Source organism: Streptomyces sp. NPDC001315, assembly GCF_042896175.1.
Classification (GTDB): Bacteria; Actinomycetota; Actinomycetes; order Streptomycetales; family Streptomycetaceae; genus Streptomyces.
The window spans coordinates 447,229-465,290 of the sequence record NZ_JBIAWZ010000001.1 but is presented as its reverse complement, the minus strand read 5'-3'; the positions used below and the strand labels follow the sequence as shown (position 1 = coordinate 465,290).

Annotated in this window: 17 protein-coding genes, 1 tRNA gene and 1 pseudogene; 11 read left to right on the top strand and 8 right to left on the bottom strand. The window is 71.5% G+C overall.

Annotation, left to right across the window (positions count from 1 at the left end; genetic code table 11):
• From ACFY16_RS02025 to ACFY16_RS02000, 6 genes are read right to left on the bottom strand one after another with little or no spacing between them, the layout of a single operon-like run.
• Nucleotides 1-765, bottom strand: coding sequence for a polysaccharide deacetylase family protein (locus ACFY16_RS02025; RefSeq protein ID WP_390645127.1), 765 nt, complete (start codon nucleotides 763-765; stop codon nucleotides 1-3).
• On the bottom strand, nucleotides 749-2,443 hold the full coding sequence (locus tag ACFY16_RS02020) for a lipid II flippase MurJ (protein WP_390645126.1): 1,695 nt from the start codon (nucleotides 2,441-2,443) through the stop codon (nucleotides 749-751). The genes ACFY16_RS02025 and ACFY16_RS02020 overlap by 17 nt, the downstream gene beginning before the upstream one ends.
• Entirely contained in the window at nucleotides 2,440-3,807 is a 1,368-nt protein-coding gene (locus tag ACFY16_RS02015) for an O-antigen ligase family protein (RefSeq protein ID WP_390645125.1), read from the bottom strand. Before ACFY16_RS02015 ends, ACFY16_RS02020 begins: the two co-directional genes overlap by 4 nt.
• Before the next feature lie 5 nt (nucleotides 3,808-3,812).
• Nucleotides 3,813-5,240: an exopolysaccharide biosynthesis polyprenyl glycosylphosphotransferase gene (locus ACFY16_RS02010; protein WP_390645124.1), complete on the bottom strand. Its 1,428-nt coding sequence runs from the start codon at nucleotides 5,238-5,240 to the stop codon at nucleotides 3,813-3,815.
• Entirely contained in the window at nucleotides 5,237-6,526 is a 1,290-nt protein-coding gene (locus ACFY16_RS02005; protein WP_390645123.1) for a glycosyltransferase, read from the bottom strand. Before ACFY16_RS02005 ends, ACFY16_RS02010 begins: the two co-directional genes overlap by 4 nt.
• A 53-nt stretch (nucleotides 6,527-6,579) precedes the next feature.
• Nucleotides 6,580-7,671, bottom strand: a complete 1,092-nt coding sequence (locus ACFY16_RS02000) for a DUF3344 domain-containing protein (protein ID WP_390645122.1) — start codon at nucleotides 7,669-7,671, stop codon at nucleotides 6,580-6,582.
• A 284-nt stretch (nucleotides 7,672-7,955) separates the two neighbouring features.
• On the opposite strand from ACFY16_RS02000, the gene ACFY16_RS01995 reads away from it, so the two are divergent.
• The 5 genes from ACFY16_RS01995 to ACFY16_RS01975 all read left to right on the top strand — a co-directional run bounded on the left by ACFY16_RS01995 (nucleotide 7,956) and on the right by ACFY16_RS01975 (nucleotide 10,968).
• Entirely contained in the window at nucleotides 7,956-8,195 is a 240-nt protein-coding gene (locus ACFY16_RS01995; RefSeq protein WP_390645121.1) for a chaplin, read from the top strand.
• Between the two features lie 234 nt (nucleotides 8,196-8,429).
• The gene (locus ACFY16_RS01990) at nucleotides 8,430-8,933 is read left to right on the top strand and encodes a hypothetical protein (protein WP_390645120.1); all 504 of its coding nucleotides are present in this window, start codon (nucleotides 8,430-8,432) and stop codon (nucleotides 8,931-8,933) included.
• 150 nt (nucleotides 8,934-9,083) lie between these two features.
• On the top strand, nucleotides 9,084-9,386 hold the full coding sequence (locus ACFY16_RS01985) for a hypothetical protein (RefSeq protein WP_390645119.1): 303 nt from the start codon (nucleotides 9,084-9,086) through the stop codon (nucleotides 9,384-9,386).
• Between the two features lie 222 nt (nucleotides 9,387-9,608).
• Nucleotides 9,609-10,118: a tyrosinase family oxidase copper chaperone gene (locus ACFY16_RS01980; RefSeq protein WP_390645118.1), complete on the top strand. Its 510-nt coding sequence runs from the start codon at nucleotides 9,609-9,611 to the stop codon at nucleotides 10,116-10,118.
• On the top strand, nucleotides 10,102-10,968 hold the full coding sequence (locus ACFY16_RS01975) for a tyrosinase family protein (RefSeq protein ID WP_390645117.1): 867 nt from the start codon (nucleotides 10,102-10,104) through the stop codon (nucleotides 10,966-10,968). Before ACFY16_RS01980 ends, ACFY16_RS01975 begins: the two co-directional genes overlap by 17 nt.
• Before the next feature lie 101 nt (nucleotides 10,969-11,069).
• Here the strand turns inward: ACFY16_RS01975 and ACFY16_RS01970 are convergent, their stop codons facing one another.
• Entirely contained in the window at nucleotides 11,070-11,333 is a 264-nt protein-coding gene (locus ACFY16_RS01970) for a chaplin (RefSeq protein WP_390645116.1), read from the bottom strand.
• A 472-nt stretch (nucleotides 11,334-11,805) separates the two neighbouring features.
• On the opposite strand from ACFY16_RS01970, the gene ACFY16_RS01965 reads away from it, so the two are divergent.
• The 4 genes and pseudogenes from ACFY16_RS01965 to ACFY16_RS01950 all read left to right on the top strand — a co-directional run.
• Nucleotides 11,806-12,060 (top strand): hypothetical protein, encoded by a 255-nt coding sequence (locus ACFY16_RS01965; RefSeq protein ID WP_390645115.1) that lies wholly within the window; start codon nucleotides 11,806-11,808, stop codon nucleotides 12,058-12,060.
• Nucleotides 12,061-12,358: 298 nt separating this feature from the next.
• Complete coding sequence (locus tag ACFY16_RS01960) at nucleotides 12,359-12,622, top strand: hypothetical protein (protein WP_390645114.1); 264 nt, start codon at nucleotides 12,359-12,361, stop codon at nucleotides 12,620-12,622.
• A gap of 146 nt (nucleotides 12,623-12,768) precedes the next feature.
• Nucleotides 12,769-13,023, top strand: a complete 255-nt coding sequence (locus tag ACFY16_RS01955) for a hypothetical protein (RefSeq protein WP_390645113.1) — start codon at nucleotides 12,769-12,771, stop codon at nucleotides 13,021-13,023.
• A 424-nt stretch (nucleotides 13,024-13,447) separates the two neighbouring features.
• Nucleotides 13,448-13,615 (top strand): annotated as a pseudogene (locus ACFY16_RS01950) (replication initiation protein); the annotation flags it as partial.
• A gap of 172 nt (nucleotides 13,616-13,787) precedes the next feature.
• On the opposite strand, the gene ACFY16_RS01945 reads toward ACFY16_RS01950, so the two are convergent.
• Nucleotides 13,788-13,863: transfer RNA gene (locus ACFY16_RS01945), tRNA-Arg, on the bottom strand.
• A 321-nt stretch (nucleotides 13,864-14,184) separates the two neighbouring features.
• Between ACFY16_RS01945 and ACFY16_RS01940 the strand changes: the two genes are divergently transcribed.
• Together ACFY16_RS01940 and ACFY16_RS01935 are read left to right on the top strand one after the other, a co-directional pair.
• Nucleotides 14,185-15,792 carry a dynamin family protein gene (locus tag ACFY16_RS01940; RefSeq protein ID WP_390645112.1) on the top strand — a complete coding sequence of 536 codons (1,608 nt, stop codon included), beginning with the start codon at nucleotides 14,185-14,187 and terminating at the stop codon, nucleotides 15,790-15,792.
• 354 nt (nucleotides 15,793-16,146) lie between these two features.
• Nucleotides 16,147-17,916 (top strand): GTPase, encoded by a 1,770-nt coding sequence (locus ACFY16_RS01935; RefSeq protein WP_390645111.1) that lies wholly within the window; start codon nucleotides 16,147-16,149, stop codon nucleotides 17,914-17,916.
• The last annotated feature ends 146 nt before the right edge of the window (nucleotides 17,917-18,062 follow it).

Here is an 18,062-nt window from a genome sequence, read left to right as displayed (position 1 = left end):
TCACAGGCCCTCCACCGGGCGCCGGCGCAGCCGGTGCAGCCGGTGCTTGAGGTGCAGGCGCCAGGCCGTGTCGTTCTGCCCGACGTGCACGCGGGGCAGGGCGTGCGGACCGGTCAGCGGGCCGGGATCGATCGCGCAGGCGTAGGCGTACCCCGCTTCCCGTACGGCCTCGACGGCTCGGGTGTCGACCGTGCCGTACGGATAACAGAAGCCGTCGACGGGTTGGCCGCTCAACTCTGTGAGCAGGGCGCGGCTTTCGGTGACCTCGGCCTTGCGGGTGAGGTCGTCCGCCCGGGTGAGGTCGACGTGCGTCAGCCCGTGCGAGCCGATCTCCACGCCCTCGTCGGCGGCGCGCCGGATGCCGTCCGCGGTCAGCAGCGGCTTGCGCGGGCCGAGCGGGTCCCAGGCGTTGTCGCCGCCCAGCCGTCCGGGCAGGACGAAGAGGGTGGCGCCGCAGCCCCGACGGCGCAGCACCGGCAGGGCGCCGGTGACGAAGTCGGCGTACCCGTCGTCGAAGGTGAGCCCGACCAGATCCCGCCCCCCGCCGCGGGCGCGGGCGGCGAGCAACTCGGCCACGGACACGCCCCGCAGCCCCCGCCGGCGCAGCCACGCCAGTTGCCGGTCGAGCCGCTCGGGCGTGACCGTGATGCGGTACGGGTCGTCCGAGCAGTCGCCCACCGAGTGGTACATCGCCACCCACGGGATCGGGCCCGGGCGTGGCGCGGGGAGTCTGCCGGTATCGAGGGAATCAGCGGGAGCGGCCATGTGTGAGCCTTCGTGTGACGGTGCGTACGGAGCGCAGTGCGGATGCGTGGCTCTGGGCGCAAAGGACCCAGGTGATCGGAACGAAGACGGCGGTCACGGTCAGGCAGCCGGCCGCGAGGCCCGCCACCGGGGACTCCGGCCGGCTCGCGACGAACGCGCCGGCGATGATGGCGATGACCGCCGCGCGCACCGGCCTGCTCAGCTCGGCCAGTACCTGGCGGACGCGGATCGAGACGCTGGGGGGACCGTCGCGCCGGGTCGTCCGCAGGCCGACGAGCATCAGGCCGGCCGTGACGGTGATGCCGAGGGCATTGGCGGCGGCGATCCCCGCCACGCCCCAGCCGCCCACGGTCGCGGCGCCGATCCAGGACGTCACGGCGATGCCCGCGGCCATCGCGCCGACGGGATACCAACGGGGCCGGCCCGCCGAGAAGTACGTGCGGGTCATGACGCCCACCAGGGTCTGGCCCAGCAGCCCGACGGCGTACACGCGCATGACGTCGGCCGTGGCCGCGGTGTCGCTCGCGGTGAAGGCACCTCGCTGGAAGAGCAGCTCGGTCATCTGCGGGGCACAGGCGATCACCGCGCACGTGCCCAGCAGCACCAGACAGGAGGTCAGCATCAGATCCCGCTCCACACGGCTGCGGGCCCGTTCGGTGTCGCCGTCGGCGAGCGCCCGCGCCACCACCGGGAAGGTGACGGTGATCACCATCAGCGACAGCGTCATCGGGATCTGGGCGACCTTCTGCGCGTAGTTCAGGTGCGAGATGGCCCCGGCGGGCAGGGTGGAGGCGAGGAAGCGTTCGACGAGGACCTGCGACTGGCGGCACAGGGCGAAGAGGAGTACGGCGGCGACCAGGGCGAGTTGCACCGGCCGCTCCTCGACGTCGGCCCCGGTCCCACCGGGCGGCCGCTTGCGCGACGTCAGCTGCCGCCACAGCGAGGGAAGTTGCACCACCACCATCAGGCAGCCGCCCGCCGCGACCCCGAGCGCCGCGGAGCGCACGCCCCAGCGTTCGCCGAGCAGGAACATGGCGGCGACGATGGCCGTGTTGTAGGCGACGTAGATCGCCGCGGGCGCGAGGAAGCGGCGATGCGCCCGCAGGGCGGCGCTGCAGTACCCGGCGAGCCCGAAGGCCAGTACGGCGATCGCCGTGAGCCGGGTGCAGTCGGCGGCGAGCCGGGGATCGGGCAGGCCCGGTGCCAGGGCCCTGACCAGGTAGGGAGCCACGCCGGCGACCAGCGCGGCCACCGCCGCGAAGGCGAGGCACAGGCGGGGCAGGGTGGCGACGACCAGGGCGCGGACCGGGTCCCCCGAGGCGCCCCGGGCGCGGCGGGCCAGCGCCATGCTGAACGCCGGGATGAGCACCAGCGCCAGCCCGTCCTCGATGAGCAGCGTGGAGGCGAACTCCGGCACGGTCCACGCGACCAGGAAGGCGTCCGTGTCGCTCCCGGCACCGAACAGCCGCGCCAGCGACTGGTCGCGCACCAGGCCGAGCAGGGAACCGACGATGGACAGCGACGCCGTGACGAGCGTGGCCCTGGCGAGGAATTTGCGGGAGGCCGAGGCCGAGGCCAGATCGGCGCCGTCCCCGGCCGGGGTGGCGGCACGCGCCGTGGGTACGGTCACGGCGCCGTCGGTTTCGGATCCGGGGGTGTGCGAAGGCGTCACCGTCATCGCGCCGCGGCCTCCTCGACGAGCTCGCGTACCCCACGCCGAGGCACGATGTCGGCCCGCTCGTCGCCGGCCAGCGCCCACCACGCCACGAGCCCCAGGGCCATGGCGGTCAGCACGGTCGAGGGGCCGCCGATGTCTCCGTACACGAAGTCGGTCAGCAGCCAGACCAGCAGTCCGCAGGCGACGAGCCCGCAGTCGAGGCCCGGTCCGCGGTCGCGGGCGCGCAGCAGCCCCCGCAGCCCGCACACCAGCAGCGCCAGCCAGCTCCCGGCGAGCGTCAGCAGCCCGATCAGGCCCTGCTCGCTCAGCACCAGCAGGTACATGTTGTGCGGCGACAGCAGCGCCTGCCTCCGGTACACCACTCCGGCGCCCGCGATCTCGGCGCCCGACGACAGCGCCAGGGTGGCGTTCCCGTCCCGGTGCTCGGGAAAGCCCTTCAACCCGACACCGGTCAGCGGGTGCTGGCGCCACATGCCGGTGGCGGACGCCCACAGGGTGTACCGGTCGACGACGGCCTGGTCGGGGGCGTCGGTGACCTGCGCGATGCTGTCGATCCGCTGCTGCAACAGCGCCGTGCCGACCCCGAACCCGCCCAACAGGATCACGCTCGCGGCGGCGGCGGCCGCGACCACCTTCAGCGCGCGCAGCGGCCCGGACAGCACCAGTTGCATGGCACACGTCAGGACGGTCGCGATCCAGGCGCCCCGGCTGAAGGAGACCGCGAGCGGCGGCAGCAGCGCCAGAGCGCACCCGGCGGCGATGGCCCGCTGTCGTACGGACGCCCGGCCCAGCGCGATCCCGACCGCGCACACCAGGCCGAGGGAGACCGCCGCCGCCATGCCCATCACGTCCTGCGCCCCGAAGGTGCCGACCGCCCGGATGTCCGCACCCTGGTAGGAGGCGCCGGTCCGGGTGGCGTACTGGTGAACGCCGATGGCGCCCTGCCACAGCGCGAGTCCCACGAACGACCAGGCCAGCAGCCGGAAGTCGGCCCGGTCGCGGATCAGCAGCAGCACGGCCGCCGGGACGAGCACGAAGATCTGCAGATAACGGCCGAGGCCGGTGAGCCCGGCCTCCGGCGAGGACGCCTCCATGGCGGCGAGCGCGAGCCCCGCGACCGGCAGGCCCAGCACCATGGCCGTCGCGGGCGACAGCGGGCGCCGCCGTTCACGCAGGAGACGGATCACGCAGTACACCACCATCAGCCCGGAGACCACGTCGGCGGGTCCCGCACCGCCCGGTGTCAGCGGCAGGGTCAGCAGGGCGAGCACGGCCACCGCGGGCAGGACCGGCGCCGACGCGGCGGCCCGGCGCTGGAGCGGTGCGAGGGCGTGGCGCGGGAGCGGTGTGAGGGCGTGGCTCACGTCCCTCAGCCTCCCGTCGGGCGTACCAGCGAGGCCGCGGTGCGCAGCAGGATGCAGATGTCCTGCCACAGCGACCAGTTGTCGATGTAGGCGTTGTCGAACCGGCTGCGGTCCTCGATCGAGGTGTCGCCGCGCAGCCCGTGGATCTGGGCGAGGCCGGTGATGCCGACCCGCATGCGGTGACGGGCCGCGTAACCGGGGTAGGTCTGGCTGAACTGGGCCACGAAGTAAGGGCGTTCGGGCCGCACGCCGACCAGGCTCATGTCGCCCCGGAGCACGTTCCACAGCTGGAGCAGCTCGTCGAGCGAGGTACGCCGCAACATACGGCAGAACCGGCGCATCTCGTTCTCGTTCGCCACGCTCCACCGGGTCGCCGACTCGTGCTCGTCGACCGGCCGGTGCGTACGGAACTTCAGCAGCGTGAACGGCTTTCCGTTCCTGCCGATGCGCTCCTGCCGGAACACCACGCCCGGCCCGTCGATGATCCGCAGCGCCACGGCGAACGCCAGCAGCAGTGGGCTGACCAGCAGCAACAACGTCCCCGAGACGAGGATGTCGAGCATCCGCTTGCCCGGGCTGTCGCGCCGCGCCGGGGACATGTCCAGCCGCCGGCAGGAGAACCCGGCCAGCCGTTCCTGCGTCGTGTACGACGGTGAGTCGGCGTCGACCTCCCACACCACGCAGCCGGCCTCGGCGAGCGCGCCCAGCAGCGGTTCCTGTTCGGCGCGTACGGAGGGGTGAACGGCCAGCACCGCCCGGACTCCGTTCTGGATGACCGCGCGCTTGATCTCCTCGCCGGTCGTCAGCACCGGCAGGCCGTCGGCGCCGTCCGGCTGCTCGGCGACGATCCCCACCGGCCGTACGCCGCACCGCGGGTGACGCAGTACGGCGGCGGCCACGCGCTGCGCGGTCGCCGCCGGGCCGACAAGGAGCGCGGTGTGCGGGTGGCGCAGCAGTGCGGCGCGCCGCCGCCCGTGCACGGCGCCGCGCAGCGCACAGCCCGCCGCGGCCTGCAGGGCGAGGCCCGTCAGCACGGTGCGCAGGGACAGCGCGTGCTCCGGCCGGTACGCCGCCGCGAGCGCCGCGAGCACCAGCCAGGCCACCGCGATGCGGCCCCACACGGCGGGCAGTTCCTCCAGCAGCACCGGCACCGGCGGCCGGCCGCCGCGCGGGCGCAGCAGCAGCGATGCGACGATCAGCAGGGCGACGAGCAGCGGGTGGTGGTGGGCCTCGATGAGAGCCAGCGTGCCCAGCAGGGCGGCGACGCCGTCCGCGACGAGCAGTGGCGTCGGCGAGGCCGGCCGCGCCGGCGTCCGCGGGGCGGGGAACCGGAAACCGGTGGCGGTGAGGCGCGGCGGCATCACCGAGACTGACGAGGATTGATGGTCCCGTTGCTGTACGCCGGGAGAGGGGACAGTACGTTCGGCGGTCACGAGTGGTTCGACTCCCTGTGCTCGGTGGGCTCCACGCGCTGTGTCGTCCGGTTCCCGTCGGCGCCACAGCCTGTGTCGAGCGGCCGACCGCGTTCAGCGCCGCGGGCCTCGGCGCGCTCGACCGCTCGGGACAGCCCCGCCCTTTCGGCGGGGGGCCAGGTGCCGAGCAGGTCGCGGTAGACGTCCGCGACCGCTTCGGCGGTGTGCCGCACGTGGTGCGTGGACAGCACGTGCCGGCGGCCCTGGTTGCCGAGCGACTCGCGCAGTGGCGGGTCGAGCAGCAGTTCCGTGACGGCCGTGGCCAGCACCGCCGGGTTCTCCGGGGGGACGAGGCACCGGGCGGCGAAGGAGGACGGCAGGCTCTCGCGGGCACCGTCGACGTCCGTGACCACCACGGGCCGCCCGCAGGCCATCGCCTCCAGCGGGGCCAGGGCCATGCCCTCCCAGCGGGACGGCAGGACCACGAGATCGGCGGCCTGGTACCAGGGGGAGGCGTCGGCGACGGCTCCCGTGAACAGCACGGATCGGGGGGCGCCCGCGCGCAGCCGGTCGAGGTCCGGCCCGTCGCCGACCAGGACGAGGCGGGCGTCGGGCACCTTGCGCACGACGGCGTCCCAGGCCCGCAGCAGGACGTCCTGCCCCTTCTGCCGGCACAGCCGTCCCACGCAGACCGCGAGCGGTGCTGCCGGGTGGAGGCCGGCGAGCGGTGCCAGTCCGGCCCGCACGGTGTCGGCGGCGGCCGGGCGGAAGCGCTCGGGGTCGATGCCGTTGGGGACGACGGTCCAGCGGCCGGTGATCCTGGCGCGCACGCCGGTGGCGCGCTCCGCCTCGCTCACACACACCACCCGCGCGGCCCAGCGCGCCCCCCATCGCTCCCACCTGAGCGCGAGGGCCGCGGTGCCCCCGCCGACCGCCTCGAACGACCAGGCGTGCGGCTGGAAGACCGTCGGAATCCGCCCGCGCACCGCGAGCCGCCCGGCGAGCCCGGCCTTCGCGCTGTGCGCGTGCACCAGATCGGGGCGTACCTCGCCGATCAGCCGCGCGAGGTGCCGTACCTCCCGAACGAGCGACGACCCCGGCGACCGCGTCGCGTGCCAGCTTCGTACGTTCGCGCCGAGCGCCCGCAGTTCCGCGGTGAGCGCGCTGTCGGGGCAGGCCACGGTGACGTCCAGGCCGTCCGCCAGCTGGGCGCGGACCAGGTCCGTCACGACGCGTGCGACCCCGCCGTCCACCGGTTGGGTGAGGTGCAGAACCCGCGGCCGAGGGCCGGTGGGTGACAGGTCCATCTGCGCGGTTTCCTCATTCGCAAAAGCGCTCGGTACGGGTGGCGACGCGCTCATCACCGAGCGTCGACGGCGGCGAAGAGCACCCCGGCCCACGCCGCGTCCCGCTGGGACGAGAGCCGGAGGGTCGCCTGGTCACCGGCGTGCTGCAGGCCCCTGCCGAGATCGAACACGTCGGAGTCGTAGCCGAGGGTGTTGTCGTACGCCGGCACACGCGCCGGCCGATTCCCCTCGGGCCCACTGATGGTGGAGTTCAGGACGTCGTCAGCGGGGTTGGCCGAGTCGGCGAGGTCGGTGGAGGCGGACCCGCCCTGGTCGGTCGTCAGGGTGAGCGAGTCGCCGGTGGTGCCGCGGTCGCCGTTGTACGCCACCAGACCCGCGTAGCCCCCCGCGCCTGCGGGAAAGCCCAGGTCGCGCAGCCGCATCTCCTGGGCCCCGCCGGACCTCAGCGGCGCGAAGCCGTCCCAGATCGCGAGGTCGCGCAGCGGCTCCGCCGCGTTCTCGTACGCCACCACCAGCGTCCAGCCGCCCCATGCCCCGGCCGCCGACTTGCCGCTTGCCACATTGACCTGGGCCACGGTGTAGAGGCCCGGCGCGCTGTCCCGCACCAACTGCGTCACGTCCGCCGAGGCCTGGAAGGCTTCCGCGCCGTCAGCCACGTGGTGTCCGACGACCGTGTCCGCCACAAGTTGCTTGTAGTCCCCGCCGGGTTCGGCCATCAGGACCCGCTCGTTGTCCTGCGGCGGCTTCTGTTCGCCGACGCGCAGGTTGCCGCCCCAGTACAGGCGCGCGTACGTCACCCGGGAGCCGGCGGGCAGGCGGACCTCCGCGCTGGAGGAGTTGTAGGTGTTCGGGTCGTTGTCGACGTCGATGTAGAACATGTCGAAGTCGCCGTTCTCCCCGCGCTCGCCCGCCTGCACGTCCCGGCACGAAGGTGCCGGGCGGCAGGTGATGGCGGCGTTGGCCGCGCGCACGATGCCGCCGTGCTGGTGCGCGCGGTATCGCTGGGTGAACGTGAGGCTGCTTGCCTCCGGTGCGAGCGGTGCGCCCGGTGCGGCAGCCGGAACGCCGCCGGGTACGCACATCACGGCAAGAGCGAGGCCGCCCACCGTCGCACGGCGAAGCAGCGGACCCAGGGAATGGCACATGACCGTCGTTGCCCTTTCGGAACAGGTGGCGGTGGCAGCAGCGGCACGAGTGCGATGTGTCCGCCCGGAGGGGTGAGTTGGGAGGTGCGTCACACTAGCCCTCGGCCGAACAAACATGGAGAAACCCGACAAGTGTGTCGGAATAGTGCAGCCAGTCCCTTTTTCAGGATCACGCCATTGGCGGCACAACCCCGGCACCCTCCCGCGCGTTGACAGAGAGCCGGGCGTCCCGCCCAGGTGTTTTGCGTCAACCGCTTTGTGTCAACTCCAAGGAGCACTTCTCCATGTCGCGTATCGCCAAGGGCCTGGTCCTCACTTCCGCCGCCGCCGCGGCTGTCGCCGCCGGTGCCGGCGCGGCCTCCGCCAGCAGCGACGCGAGCGGTGTCGCCACCAACTCCCCGGGTGTTCTGTCGGGCAACGTCGTCCAGGCCCCGATCCACGCGCCGATCAACGTCTGCGGCAACACCGTCAACGTCGTCGGTCTGCTGAACTCGGCGCACGGCAACTACTGCGTCAACCGCTGACGTCCACGCCCATTCCTCGGCCGGCCGCTCTCCCCGGATTTCCACGGTGGAGGGCGGCCGGTGTCGTTCCCCCGAATGGGGGCCGGGGGCAATCGGTGTGCCATACCGCCTGATCAGCCAGGACACGGCGACAGGGGGAATGCGGAATTGCGAAAGCCATATGATCGGTTGCAGGCATTCATGGGTGCTTACACGGTGGGCTCAAGATCCGACGCCCATCCGAAGGAATTCCCCATGCATGCTCTGCCCGTACGGCGTATCGCGTCCAGCGCGCTGTGCGCCGCCCTCCTGGTCGGTATCGCCGGGCCCGCCGCCATGGCGGCCGACTCGTCCCGCGAGCGCAGCCACGCGGCGTTGCCCGATGCGCCGCTCCTCGGCTCGCACGCGCTTCGCGCGCAGGTCGGGAAACTCAACGCCTTCGGGGACGAGCTCACCCCGGTCACCGACCTGCTGAACGCCGCACTCAAGGCGGACAACGGCCAACTGCCCCCGGCCGAAGCCCGGAAACTGGGTGACGCCGCGAAGGGCGCCCTGGCCAAGGTGGCCGCCAAGGCTCCGGCGACGCGTGAGCTGCGGCCCACTCCCACCCGGGGCGCCGCCAAGCCCAGGGTCTCCGAGCGGCGTGCCGCCGACCCCACGAGCGACGCGCTGGACGCCGTGGAGAAGGCCCTTGCCGACGCCGCCCAGCACGTCGACATCGACGTCGGTGCTTCCCGCGCCGCTCGTCACGCTCCCTGAGATCACGCTGCCGACGTTGGTTTTCCGTCCCGGAGATCTCATATGAGGACTTGCAATCTTCGGGGTCTCCGGTTTCCGCTCTGGTCAGGGCTCGTTAGGCACGGCGACAGAATCTCCCCTCCGGTGACCCCCGTTGCCGAAGAAAGGAACATGATGAAGTCCCTGAAGGCTGCCGCCGTCGTTGCCGGGTCCTTGATCGCTGCCAGTGTCGGCGGGCCGGCGTTCGCTGTCGACGTGGCGAACGCCGGCTTCAGCGGCGGCTTGAACACCAAGGTTCCCATCGACCTGCCGCTGCACGAGGAGTCGGACGTGGCTCAGACCACGCACAGGGAATCGCTCATCCACAGCGCCGCGACCGCGCTGAACGACACCAGGCCGATGCGCGGCACGACGAAGGACGCCACGGCCGCACTGCGTGACGTCAAGCCGCTGCACGGCGGTCTGACGCTCTAGGGCTGAGCCACGCCGTACGAAGAGACGGCCCTCGATGGGATTCGAGGGCCGCTTCTCCATGTGTGGGGCCAGTGCCGCCGGCCTGCTCCTCACGCAGTTCACGGCCCCCGGGTGATCACGGGTACGGCCGCAGGTGTGCACTGTTCTGCCCACGCGGCGGTGACCGCGCGGGCCGTTCGGCGGTTACCGCTGAGGACAACCGAACCGGACGAGGAGTCAACCATGGTCGTCAGCATCGGCGGAGTACCGGCAGGTGTCGAGGACGGAGCACCGGGCCCGGAGCGGCCCGGGCCGGCGGGCAGAACACGACGGGACACGGCGCGCGGTCTGCTCACCGGCGCGCTCGCCGTCGCGGCCCTGGCCCCGATGGGCGCCGCCTTCCGCTCTTCGCGCCCCGGATTCGCACCCGGGGACGCGCCGGGCGGCGACACCGCCTTCGATCAGACGTACTGCGGCCGCCGCATCCGAGGCATGTGGACGCCCGTCCGCGGCGCGACCGACAACGGTCAGTGGCACGTCACCGTGGACGGCCGCCCTCTGCATCTGATGCGCCGCGCCGACGGCAGCTGGCTGAGCATGGTCGACCACTACCGGTCGTACCGGACGCCGCTCGAGGCCGCCCGCGCCGCCGTCGACGAACTCGGTCCCGATCAGCGGCTGCGCGACCCGGCTCGGGGGTCGGAGGGCGCGGGACACTCGCACATGGGGGACCGGCATGGCGTACGTGCGTAGGGACGCCGGCACGCTCACGGGGGCCGAGCGGCGCCGGTTCGTCAAGGCGCTGCTGGAGGTCAAACGCCGTGGCGAGTACGACGAGTTCGTGCGGACGCACGTCGCGTACTTCCCTTCCGACGGCGAGGAAGGGCTGCGCACCGCGCACATGGCGCCGTCCTTCCTGCCCTGGCATCGCCGGTTCCTGCTCGATCTGGAGCGCGCGCTGCGCCGGGTGGACTCTTCGGTGACCGTTCCGTACTGGGACTGGACGCGCGACCGCACGACCACCTCCGTCCCCTGGACGGCGGACCTCCTCGGCGGCAACGGGCGCCGCTCCGACCGGCAGGTGATGACCGGTCCGTTCGCCTATCAGGAGGGCAACTGGACCATCAAGGAGGGCGTGACCGAAGGGGCGTTCCTCACCCGGGACCTCGGCCACTCCCGTGCTCCCATCGACCTGCCCACGAAGAGCGAACTGGAATGGGCGCTGAAGGACCCCGCCTACGACGTGGCGCCCTGGGACTCGACGGCCACGCGAGGATTCCGCAACAAGCTGGAGGGCTGGGGCACCGGCCGGGGCAGCGCCTCCTGGCGCAACCACAACCGGGTCCACCGCTGGGTCGGCGGCGCCATGCTCGGCGGCGCCTCCGTCAACGACCCGGTCTTCTGGCTCCACCACGCCTTCATCGACCTGCAGTGGTACCGCTGGCAGCGCCGGCACCGCGGGGCCCGCTATCTCCCCGCGACACCGCCGGGCTCCGGCGACGAGCAGCACGACCGGATCGTGGCACGGCACCAGAAGCTGCCGCCGTGGGACGTGACGCCGGACGAGTTGGAGGATGTCGGCGGAATCTACCGGTACGCCTGAACCGGTACGCGAACCTCTGCACGTGAGGTGACGCGGTTTCATGCCGAGAGCCCCGGCGCTCGCTCGCGGGCGCCGGGGCTCTCGGGTCGGTACGGCGGAGGTCAGTCGCCGTAACCGTTCTTCTTGTGGCCGTTCTTGCAGACGTTGCCGATGGCCGGGTTGAGAGCGCCGATCACGGTGACGGTGTTTCCGCACACGTTGATCGGCGCGTGGATCGGGACCTGGACCACATTGCCGGACGCGACACCGGGCGAGCCGACCGCCGTGCCCTCGGCGTTGGCGCCGGCCGCGGCGAGACCGGCTCCGCTGAGCACCACGGCGCTCGTGCCGAGAGCGATGGTGGCCGCCTTCGTGATGCGAGACATCACGTTCTCCTTACTGACTTGGTAGGCGCGGCAGCAGGACGCGCGGCCGCACTGCCCCTTCAACGCGCCGCCCCCGGGCCGGTCACGGCCTCGCCCCCGGATCACTCTTTTGAAAAAAGGCTTCGCCGGACGGGCGGTGGTCTCCGCCCATGGCCGTCCGCGGTTCCCGCTGCACGGTCCGCCCCAGGAAGGTGCGTGCGGTGCCAGGTCAGCTCGTGGAGGCGTGGCGGCCGCCCGCGACGGCTCGGGTCTCGGCCAGGCGCGGTGACGCCATGCGACACGCCGGTTGGGCGGAGGGGCTACCCGGGGTTCGGCCGCCCGACCTGCGCACAGAAGCGACATAACAGGCACTTTTCAAGAAACTTACGTGAATCGGCGTTTCATGTGCCAAAGCCGTCACACATCACATACATTTACGACCGTAAGTGACCAGTTCATCACGGACTGTGTCAACTCGAGAAACGGAGAGGTAATGCGCAAGTACCAGAAGGCCGCTGTCGTCATGGCCATGCTTGGCAGTGTCAGCTTCCTCGGCGCCGGTGTCAGCCAGGCCCACGGCGGTGACGGGTTCAAGGTCGACAACACCCAGACCAACGCGTGCGGCAACGAGAGCGTGCAGGGCGTTCTCAACATCAGCCGCCTCAACGTTCAGGCTCTGGACATCCTGGCGAACCAGCCTGTCGACCAGAGCATCAAGCCGGTCTGCGCGAACGGCTTCGGCGGCTGACGGTTCCTGATCAGGTGATCTGGGCAGGCCCCGGGACCCGGACCAAGTGTCCGGGTCCCGGGGCCCACCTCTGGCTTCTTGTCGGCCTGTTGGCTCGTTGGCGTGCGCGCCCGCCCGCGGCGGCTCGGGGTCGGTCGGATCGGTGGCGGCATGCGAAGAAGTCGGGCCCGTGCACATTTTCAAGAAACTTGGGCGATTCGGCGTTTCGGCTACCAAAAGCCGCGTACTTCTCCTAGCTTTAACCACTGTCAGTGACTGATCCATCACGGATCGTGTCGACATGAGAAACGGAGAGGTAATGCGCAAGTACCAGAAGGCCGCTGTCGTCATGGCCATGCTCGGCAGTGTGGGCTTCCTCGGCGCTGGCGTCAGCCACGCCAACGGTGACGAGCCGACGCTCAAGCTGGACAACCACCAGTCCAACTCGTGCGGCAACGAGAGCCAGTCGGGCGTCCTGAACCTCAGCCGCGTCAACGTCCAGATCCTGGACATCCTGGCGAACCAGCCTGTCGACCAGAGCCTCTCGGCCACCTGCACGAACGGCTTCGCCCTCGGCGGCTGATGGGTCACTGACCAGGTGATCTGGGCAGGCCCCGGTGCCCGAACCCAACCGTCCGGGCCCGGGGCCCGCCCTGGCATGTGCTGATTCAAGTTCTAGAACGTCACTGTCGTCCAGTCCACGGGGATCGACCGTAAAGGAGTATGCAGATGCTGAATTCGAAGAAGGTCGCAGCCGCAGCGGGGGTCCTGTGGAGCATCGCTCTGATCGGTGCCGGCCAGGCTTTCGGCCATGATGGCTCCGGCTCCTGCGTCGACGACGGCAAGGGCAATGTCAGCTGCGCGCAGAAGAGCGTGTATCGCGACAAGGACGGAAACCTCATCGAGATTGACAGCAAGCAATCGCAGACCTGTGTGAGTGGCACCTGCGGCAGCTACATCTCCGTCGGTGAAAAGAAGTCCTGACGCCCAGCCGAGGCAGCCTGGTGCCCTTGTTCATGTCCGCACCTGTCGCGTAAGCCCACCGGTACAGCGGAGAATGGCCGGGACCCGATACCGGGGCCCGGCCATCCCTGTATTTCCGGCCTCCTCAGCGGCGCCCCGTCGCTGAAGCAGAGCCGGACGAGGGCGGGGAGTGTGCCGCATGACGTGCGCGGGGGCGCCGCCGGCGTATGCGGTCGTCGAGTCGATCCACGAATTCTCAACAGACAGCCCATTTTGGCCGATGGTGTGTTTGTCCGGCGTTCAGGACTTATGTTTGTGTTCCTTTCCCCATGCGATTTCTGCGCCTCCCTCAATTCAGGGAGGCTTTGTTCGCCCATGCTGGCGATCCCGCATCATTCGAATTAAATGTGCGTTTGTATGAGAAGACCTGACGGCTGCTTTCGGGCGCGTCTTCGCCCTGCTCGCTGCGTCGCCCTTCGGTCGGTCGGCAACCGCCCCGACCGGAACATCCGCCGCACCCCGGACGCCCCCGCCCTCGGAGCCGCCCTCGATCCGGATGTGTGACTACGCGCACGTCGTCCTGTTCGACAACCACGCCGGACAGATGTGGCAGTGCTCGCTGTGGGTGTCGACTGTCACCTCGGTGGGCCACGTTCCCGGGGCCGTGTGCTGTCTCGTGCCCCGGACCGTCTACGTGATCACCAGAGGTCGGCCTGGCCCTCTGTCGCGTGTGGTCGCGGCTACTCTGACCAGCAAGAATGCCCTCCCGGAGGGAGGGCGAGGCGTGGCGCCCCCGGCAGGACTCGAACCTGCGGCCAAGCGCTTAGAAGGCGCCTGCTCTATCCACTGAGCTACGGGGGCCGGGTGTGGTGGCCTCGTTCGTGGTGCCCGGGTGTGGGCTGATCCCTGACGTTGCCGGAGACAAGAATAGGGCTCCCAGCTCCTTGTCCCTGTTGCTTCGCCTCCGTGGCTCAATGTGGAGGTTCAGTGAAGCGGTCCTGATAATCGCAGGCAGGTACGAATCCTGCATCGCTTTTGGGGCCTCACGCCTCGGGTGTTGTGCACTCGTTATGCCTGGGCTGTGCCCATGTCCCAGTCGCACCTTCCGTCCCTTGTGTTCTATCGGCGCGCAGACATGCCTATATGCTTCAGAAATCCCCTAAAATTGGGCATTCTTCGCATGTGGTGACCTTGGACGTACGGCCTCAGCTGATCGACGCACTCTCCGCCCTGCGCGACCGTGTCGCCGCCGCACGCTTCCCGCTGCCCCTGGCGGGGGCCCCGCGCGCGCGTGCCAACCGCGACGAACTGCTCGCCCAGCTCGACGACTACCTGGTGCCCCGGTTGAGGGAGCCCGAAGCGCCCTTGCTGGCCGTCATCGGGGGATCCACCGGAGCCGGGAAGTCGACCCTCGTCAACTCACTCGTGGGGCGCCGGGTCAGCGAGGCGGGGGTGTTGCGGCCGACGACACGGACTCCGGTGCTGGTCTGCCATCCGGAGGACCATCACTGGTTCAGTGGCATGCGCGTCCTGCCCGACCTCACGCGCGTGTGGGTGCCCCATCGGGAGCCCGGAGACGATCTGCTGCTGCCCGGGGAGGACGGCAAGCGCATCCTGCGCATCGAGACCGCGGACACCTTGCCGCACGGCCTCGCCCTCCTGGACGCGCCCGACATCGACTCCCTCGTGGCCGACAACCGCGTCCTCGCCGCGGAACTCATCTGCGCGGCCGACATCTGGGTCATGGTCACGTCGGCCGCCCGCTACGCCGACGCCGTGCCCTGGCATCTGCTGCGCACCGCCAAGGAGTACCGGGCCACGCTCGTGACCGTGCTCGACCGGGTACCCCACCAGGTCGTCTCCGAGGTGTCGCGGCAGTACGGCGCCCTGCTCACCAAGGCCGGGCTCGGCGACGTACCCCGTTTCACCGTGCCCGAACTGCCCGAGTCGGCCTGGGGCGGGGGACTGCTTCCGGCCACCGCCGTGGCATCCCTGCGGACCTGGCTGATCCAGCACACCCAGGATCCCGCCGCCCGGCAGGACGTCATGGCCCGTACGGCCTACGGCGTCCTCGACTCCCTCAAATCGCGGATGCCGGAACTCGCCGGCGCGGCCGCCGCGCAGCACGCGGCCGCGCTCCGGCTCATCGCCGCCGTCGACGGGGCGTACGACAGCGAGTACACGCGCGTACGGGGACGGTTGCAGGGCGGTGCCGTACTCGCAGGCGACGCGCTGAAGCGGTGGCGCGCCTTCCCACTCGACTGCACCGCGGGTGAACTTGTCGACGCCCTCGTGGAGAGCCTCGGCTCACTCCTGCTGTGCGCCGTCACCGCCGCCGACGAACGCATCGACGAGGCCTGGCGGCGCGAACCCGCCGCGGGCGCACCGGAGCTGACGGAACGCGACCCCTCGCCGGAGAGCGCCGAGCACCGGATCGGGATGGCCGTACGGCGCTGGCGGCGGGAGCTCGAGGAGTACGCCGAGGACGAGGTACGCGGCCTTGAACGCAGCGTCGCCCCCGACCCCGAGGTGGCCGCCGCTTTGGCCGCCACCGCGCTGCTGGGCGGCCGTAGGGCCCGATCCGCGGGCGAGGGGCTGGCGGAGCGGATCGGCGCGCACGGCGCGCTGCGGCTGCGCGACCGTGCTGGGCGTCTGCTCACCGAGTACGTGGACCGGGTGCTGCAAACCGAGCGCGAGCGCCGCCTCGCGCCACTCGACGGGCTCGACGTCCAGGCGGAGCCCCAGGCCGAACTCATCGCCGCGCTGTCCGTACTGCAGAAGGAGAGGTGACCGGTGACCGCCGTCACTGACCAGGACCACACGGAACATGCCGATCACGGTGGGGAGGCGGCCCCCGAGGGCGACCACGCCGAAAACCGTGCCCTTGTGGAGGGCGATCGCGGAAACGGCCTTTCTCTGGAGAGCGTTTCCGTTGGGCCGCCTGCCGGGCCATCTGCCGAGCGGCCCGTCGTGGAGGACTCCGATGAGGGCGCCGTGGAGGGCCCTCCGGAGGGAGCGCTTCAGGAAGACGACGCCGCAGGGGACGAGCGTTCCGAGGAGCGCGCGGACGACGGGGCCCACGCGCGCGTGCAGGGAGGCGATGACGACTCCCGTCGTACGGAGCGCACGGAGCGTACGGACCGTATGGATGGTGTTGATCGCGCCGATCGCGCGGGCTCTGCGGACCGTACGGATTCCTCCGGAGCCTGGGACGACGGACTGATCGCGAGGCGGGTGACCGGGGAGAGTGCCGCTGAGTCGGCCGCCGCTGCCGCTGTGGTCGTCGAGAACCGGGTGTCCGGGCCGCAGACCGCCGCCCCGCTCGCGTACGACGGGCCGCTGCGGTCGCGGCTCGACGCGCTGCGGGAGCTCGTGGGGCTCTCCCGCACCCGACTCGACAGCAGGACGCTCGCCGAGGCGGGCCGGGTCCTGGACGAGGCGGCGGCGCGGCGCAAGCTGTCCGGGCAGCACACGGTCGTCGCCATCGCGGGTGCCACCGGCAGCGGCAAGTCGCAGCTGTTCAACGTGCTCGCGGGGGTGACGATCTCGGAGACGGGCGTACGGCGGCCGACCACCGCCGCTCCCATCGTGTGCAGTTGGAGCGACGGTGCGGCGAGCCTCATCGACCGGCTCGGCATTCCCGGACGGCTGCGGCGGCGCCCGGTGCAGAGCGCGGAGGCGGAAGCGCAGCTGCACGGCCTCGTCCTGGTCGACCTTCCCGACCACGACTCGGCGGCCGTGCAGCACCGTGAGCAGGTGGACCGCGTCCTGGCACTCGTCGACGCGGTCATCTGGGTGGTCGATCCCGAGAAGTACGCCGACGCCGTCCTCCACGAGCGCTATCTGCGGCCCATGGCGGGTCACGCGGAGGTCATGTTCGTCGTCCTCAACCAGGTCGACCGGCTGCCCGGAGAGGCGGCCGACCTGGTCCTCGACGATCTGCGGCGGCTTCTCGACGAGGACGGGATCGCCCTCGGGGAGTACGGCGACCCGGGCGCGACCGTGCTCGCGCTGTCCGCGTTGACCGGGGACGGGGTCGGCGAACTGCGCGAGTTGCTCGGCCAGTTCGTGGCGGAGCGCGGGGCGGCGGCCCGCCGGATCTCGGCCGATATCGACGCGGCCGCGGCCCGGCTGCGACCGGTGTACGCGGCCGGACGGCGTAGCGGCCTCACCGAGGAGGCCCGGGACGAGTTCGCCGCCCGGCTGGCGGACGCGGTGGGCGCCACGGCGGCGGGCCAGGCGGCCGAACGCGCCTGGCTGCGCAACGCCAACCGCGCGTGCGGGACGCCCTGGCTACGGCTGTGGCGGTGGTGCCAGGCCAGGACCGATCCCTCCACGGGGCGCCAGTCGTTGCGGGCGCAGGCGGACGAGGAGGCCACGGCGCGGCAGCGCGTCGAACAGGCGGTGCGGAAGGTCTCCGAACGGGCGTCGGCCGGGCTGCCCGCGCCGTGGGCGCAGGCGGTGCGCGAGGCCTCCGTACGGGGCTCCCAAGGGCTGCCCGAGGCGTTGGACGAGCTGGCGGCGCGGGCCGGACTGCCTCCCGGGCGGCCACCGCGGCCGGGCTGGTGGCCGGCGGCCGTGCTGACGCAGGCAGCCATGACGCTTCTTCAGATCGTCGGCGGACTGTGGTTGGTGGGGCAGATCGTCGGTGTCATGGCGCCGAACCTGGGCGTGGCCGTGCTGCTGATGGTGGCCGGCATCGTCGGTGGCCCGCTCGTCGAGTGGAGCTGCCGGATGGCGGCGCGCGGACCGGCGAAACGGTACGGGCAGGAGGCGGAGCGGCGATTGCGGGAGGCGGCCACGGGCTGCGGGCGGGCCCGGGTGCTGGATCCGGTGGCCGCGGAGCTGCTGCGGTACCGGGAGGTGCGGGAGCAGTACGGCCGGGTCACGGGGGCGGGGGCTGTGGCCCGGTGAGTCCGGGGGCGATATTGCGCGGGGGACGTGGCGGTGCGGGGATCCGTGGGGCAGGTGGGTTCGGGGCGGCGCGGGGTTCCGCAGGGCAGGTGGGTTCGGGTCGGCAGGGGATCGGTGCGGCAGGTGGGCCCGGGTTGGCAGGGAAT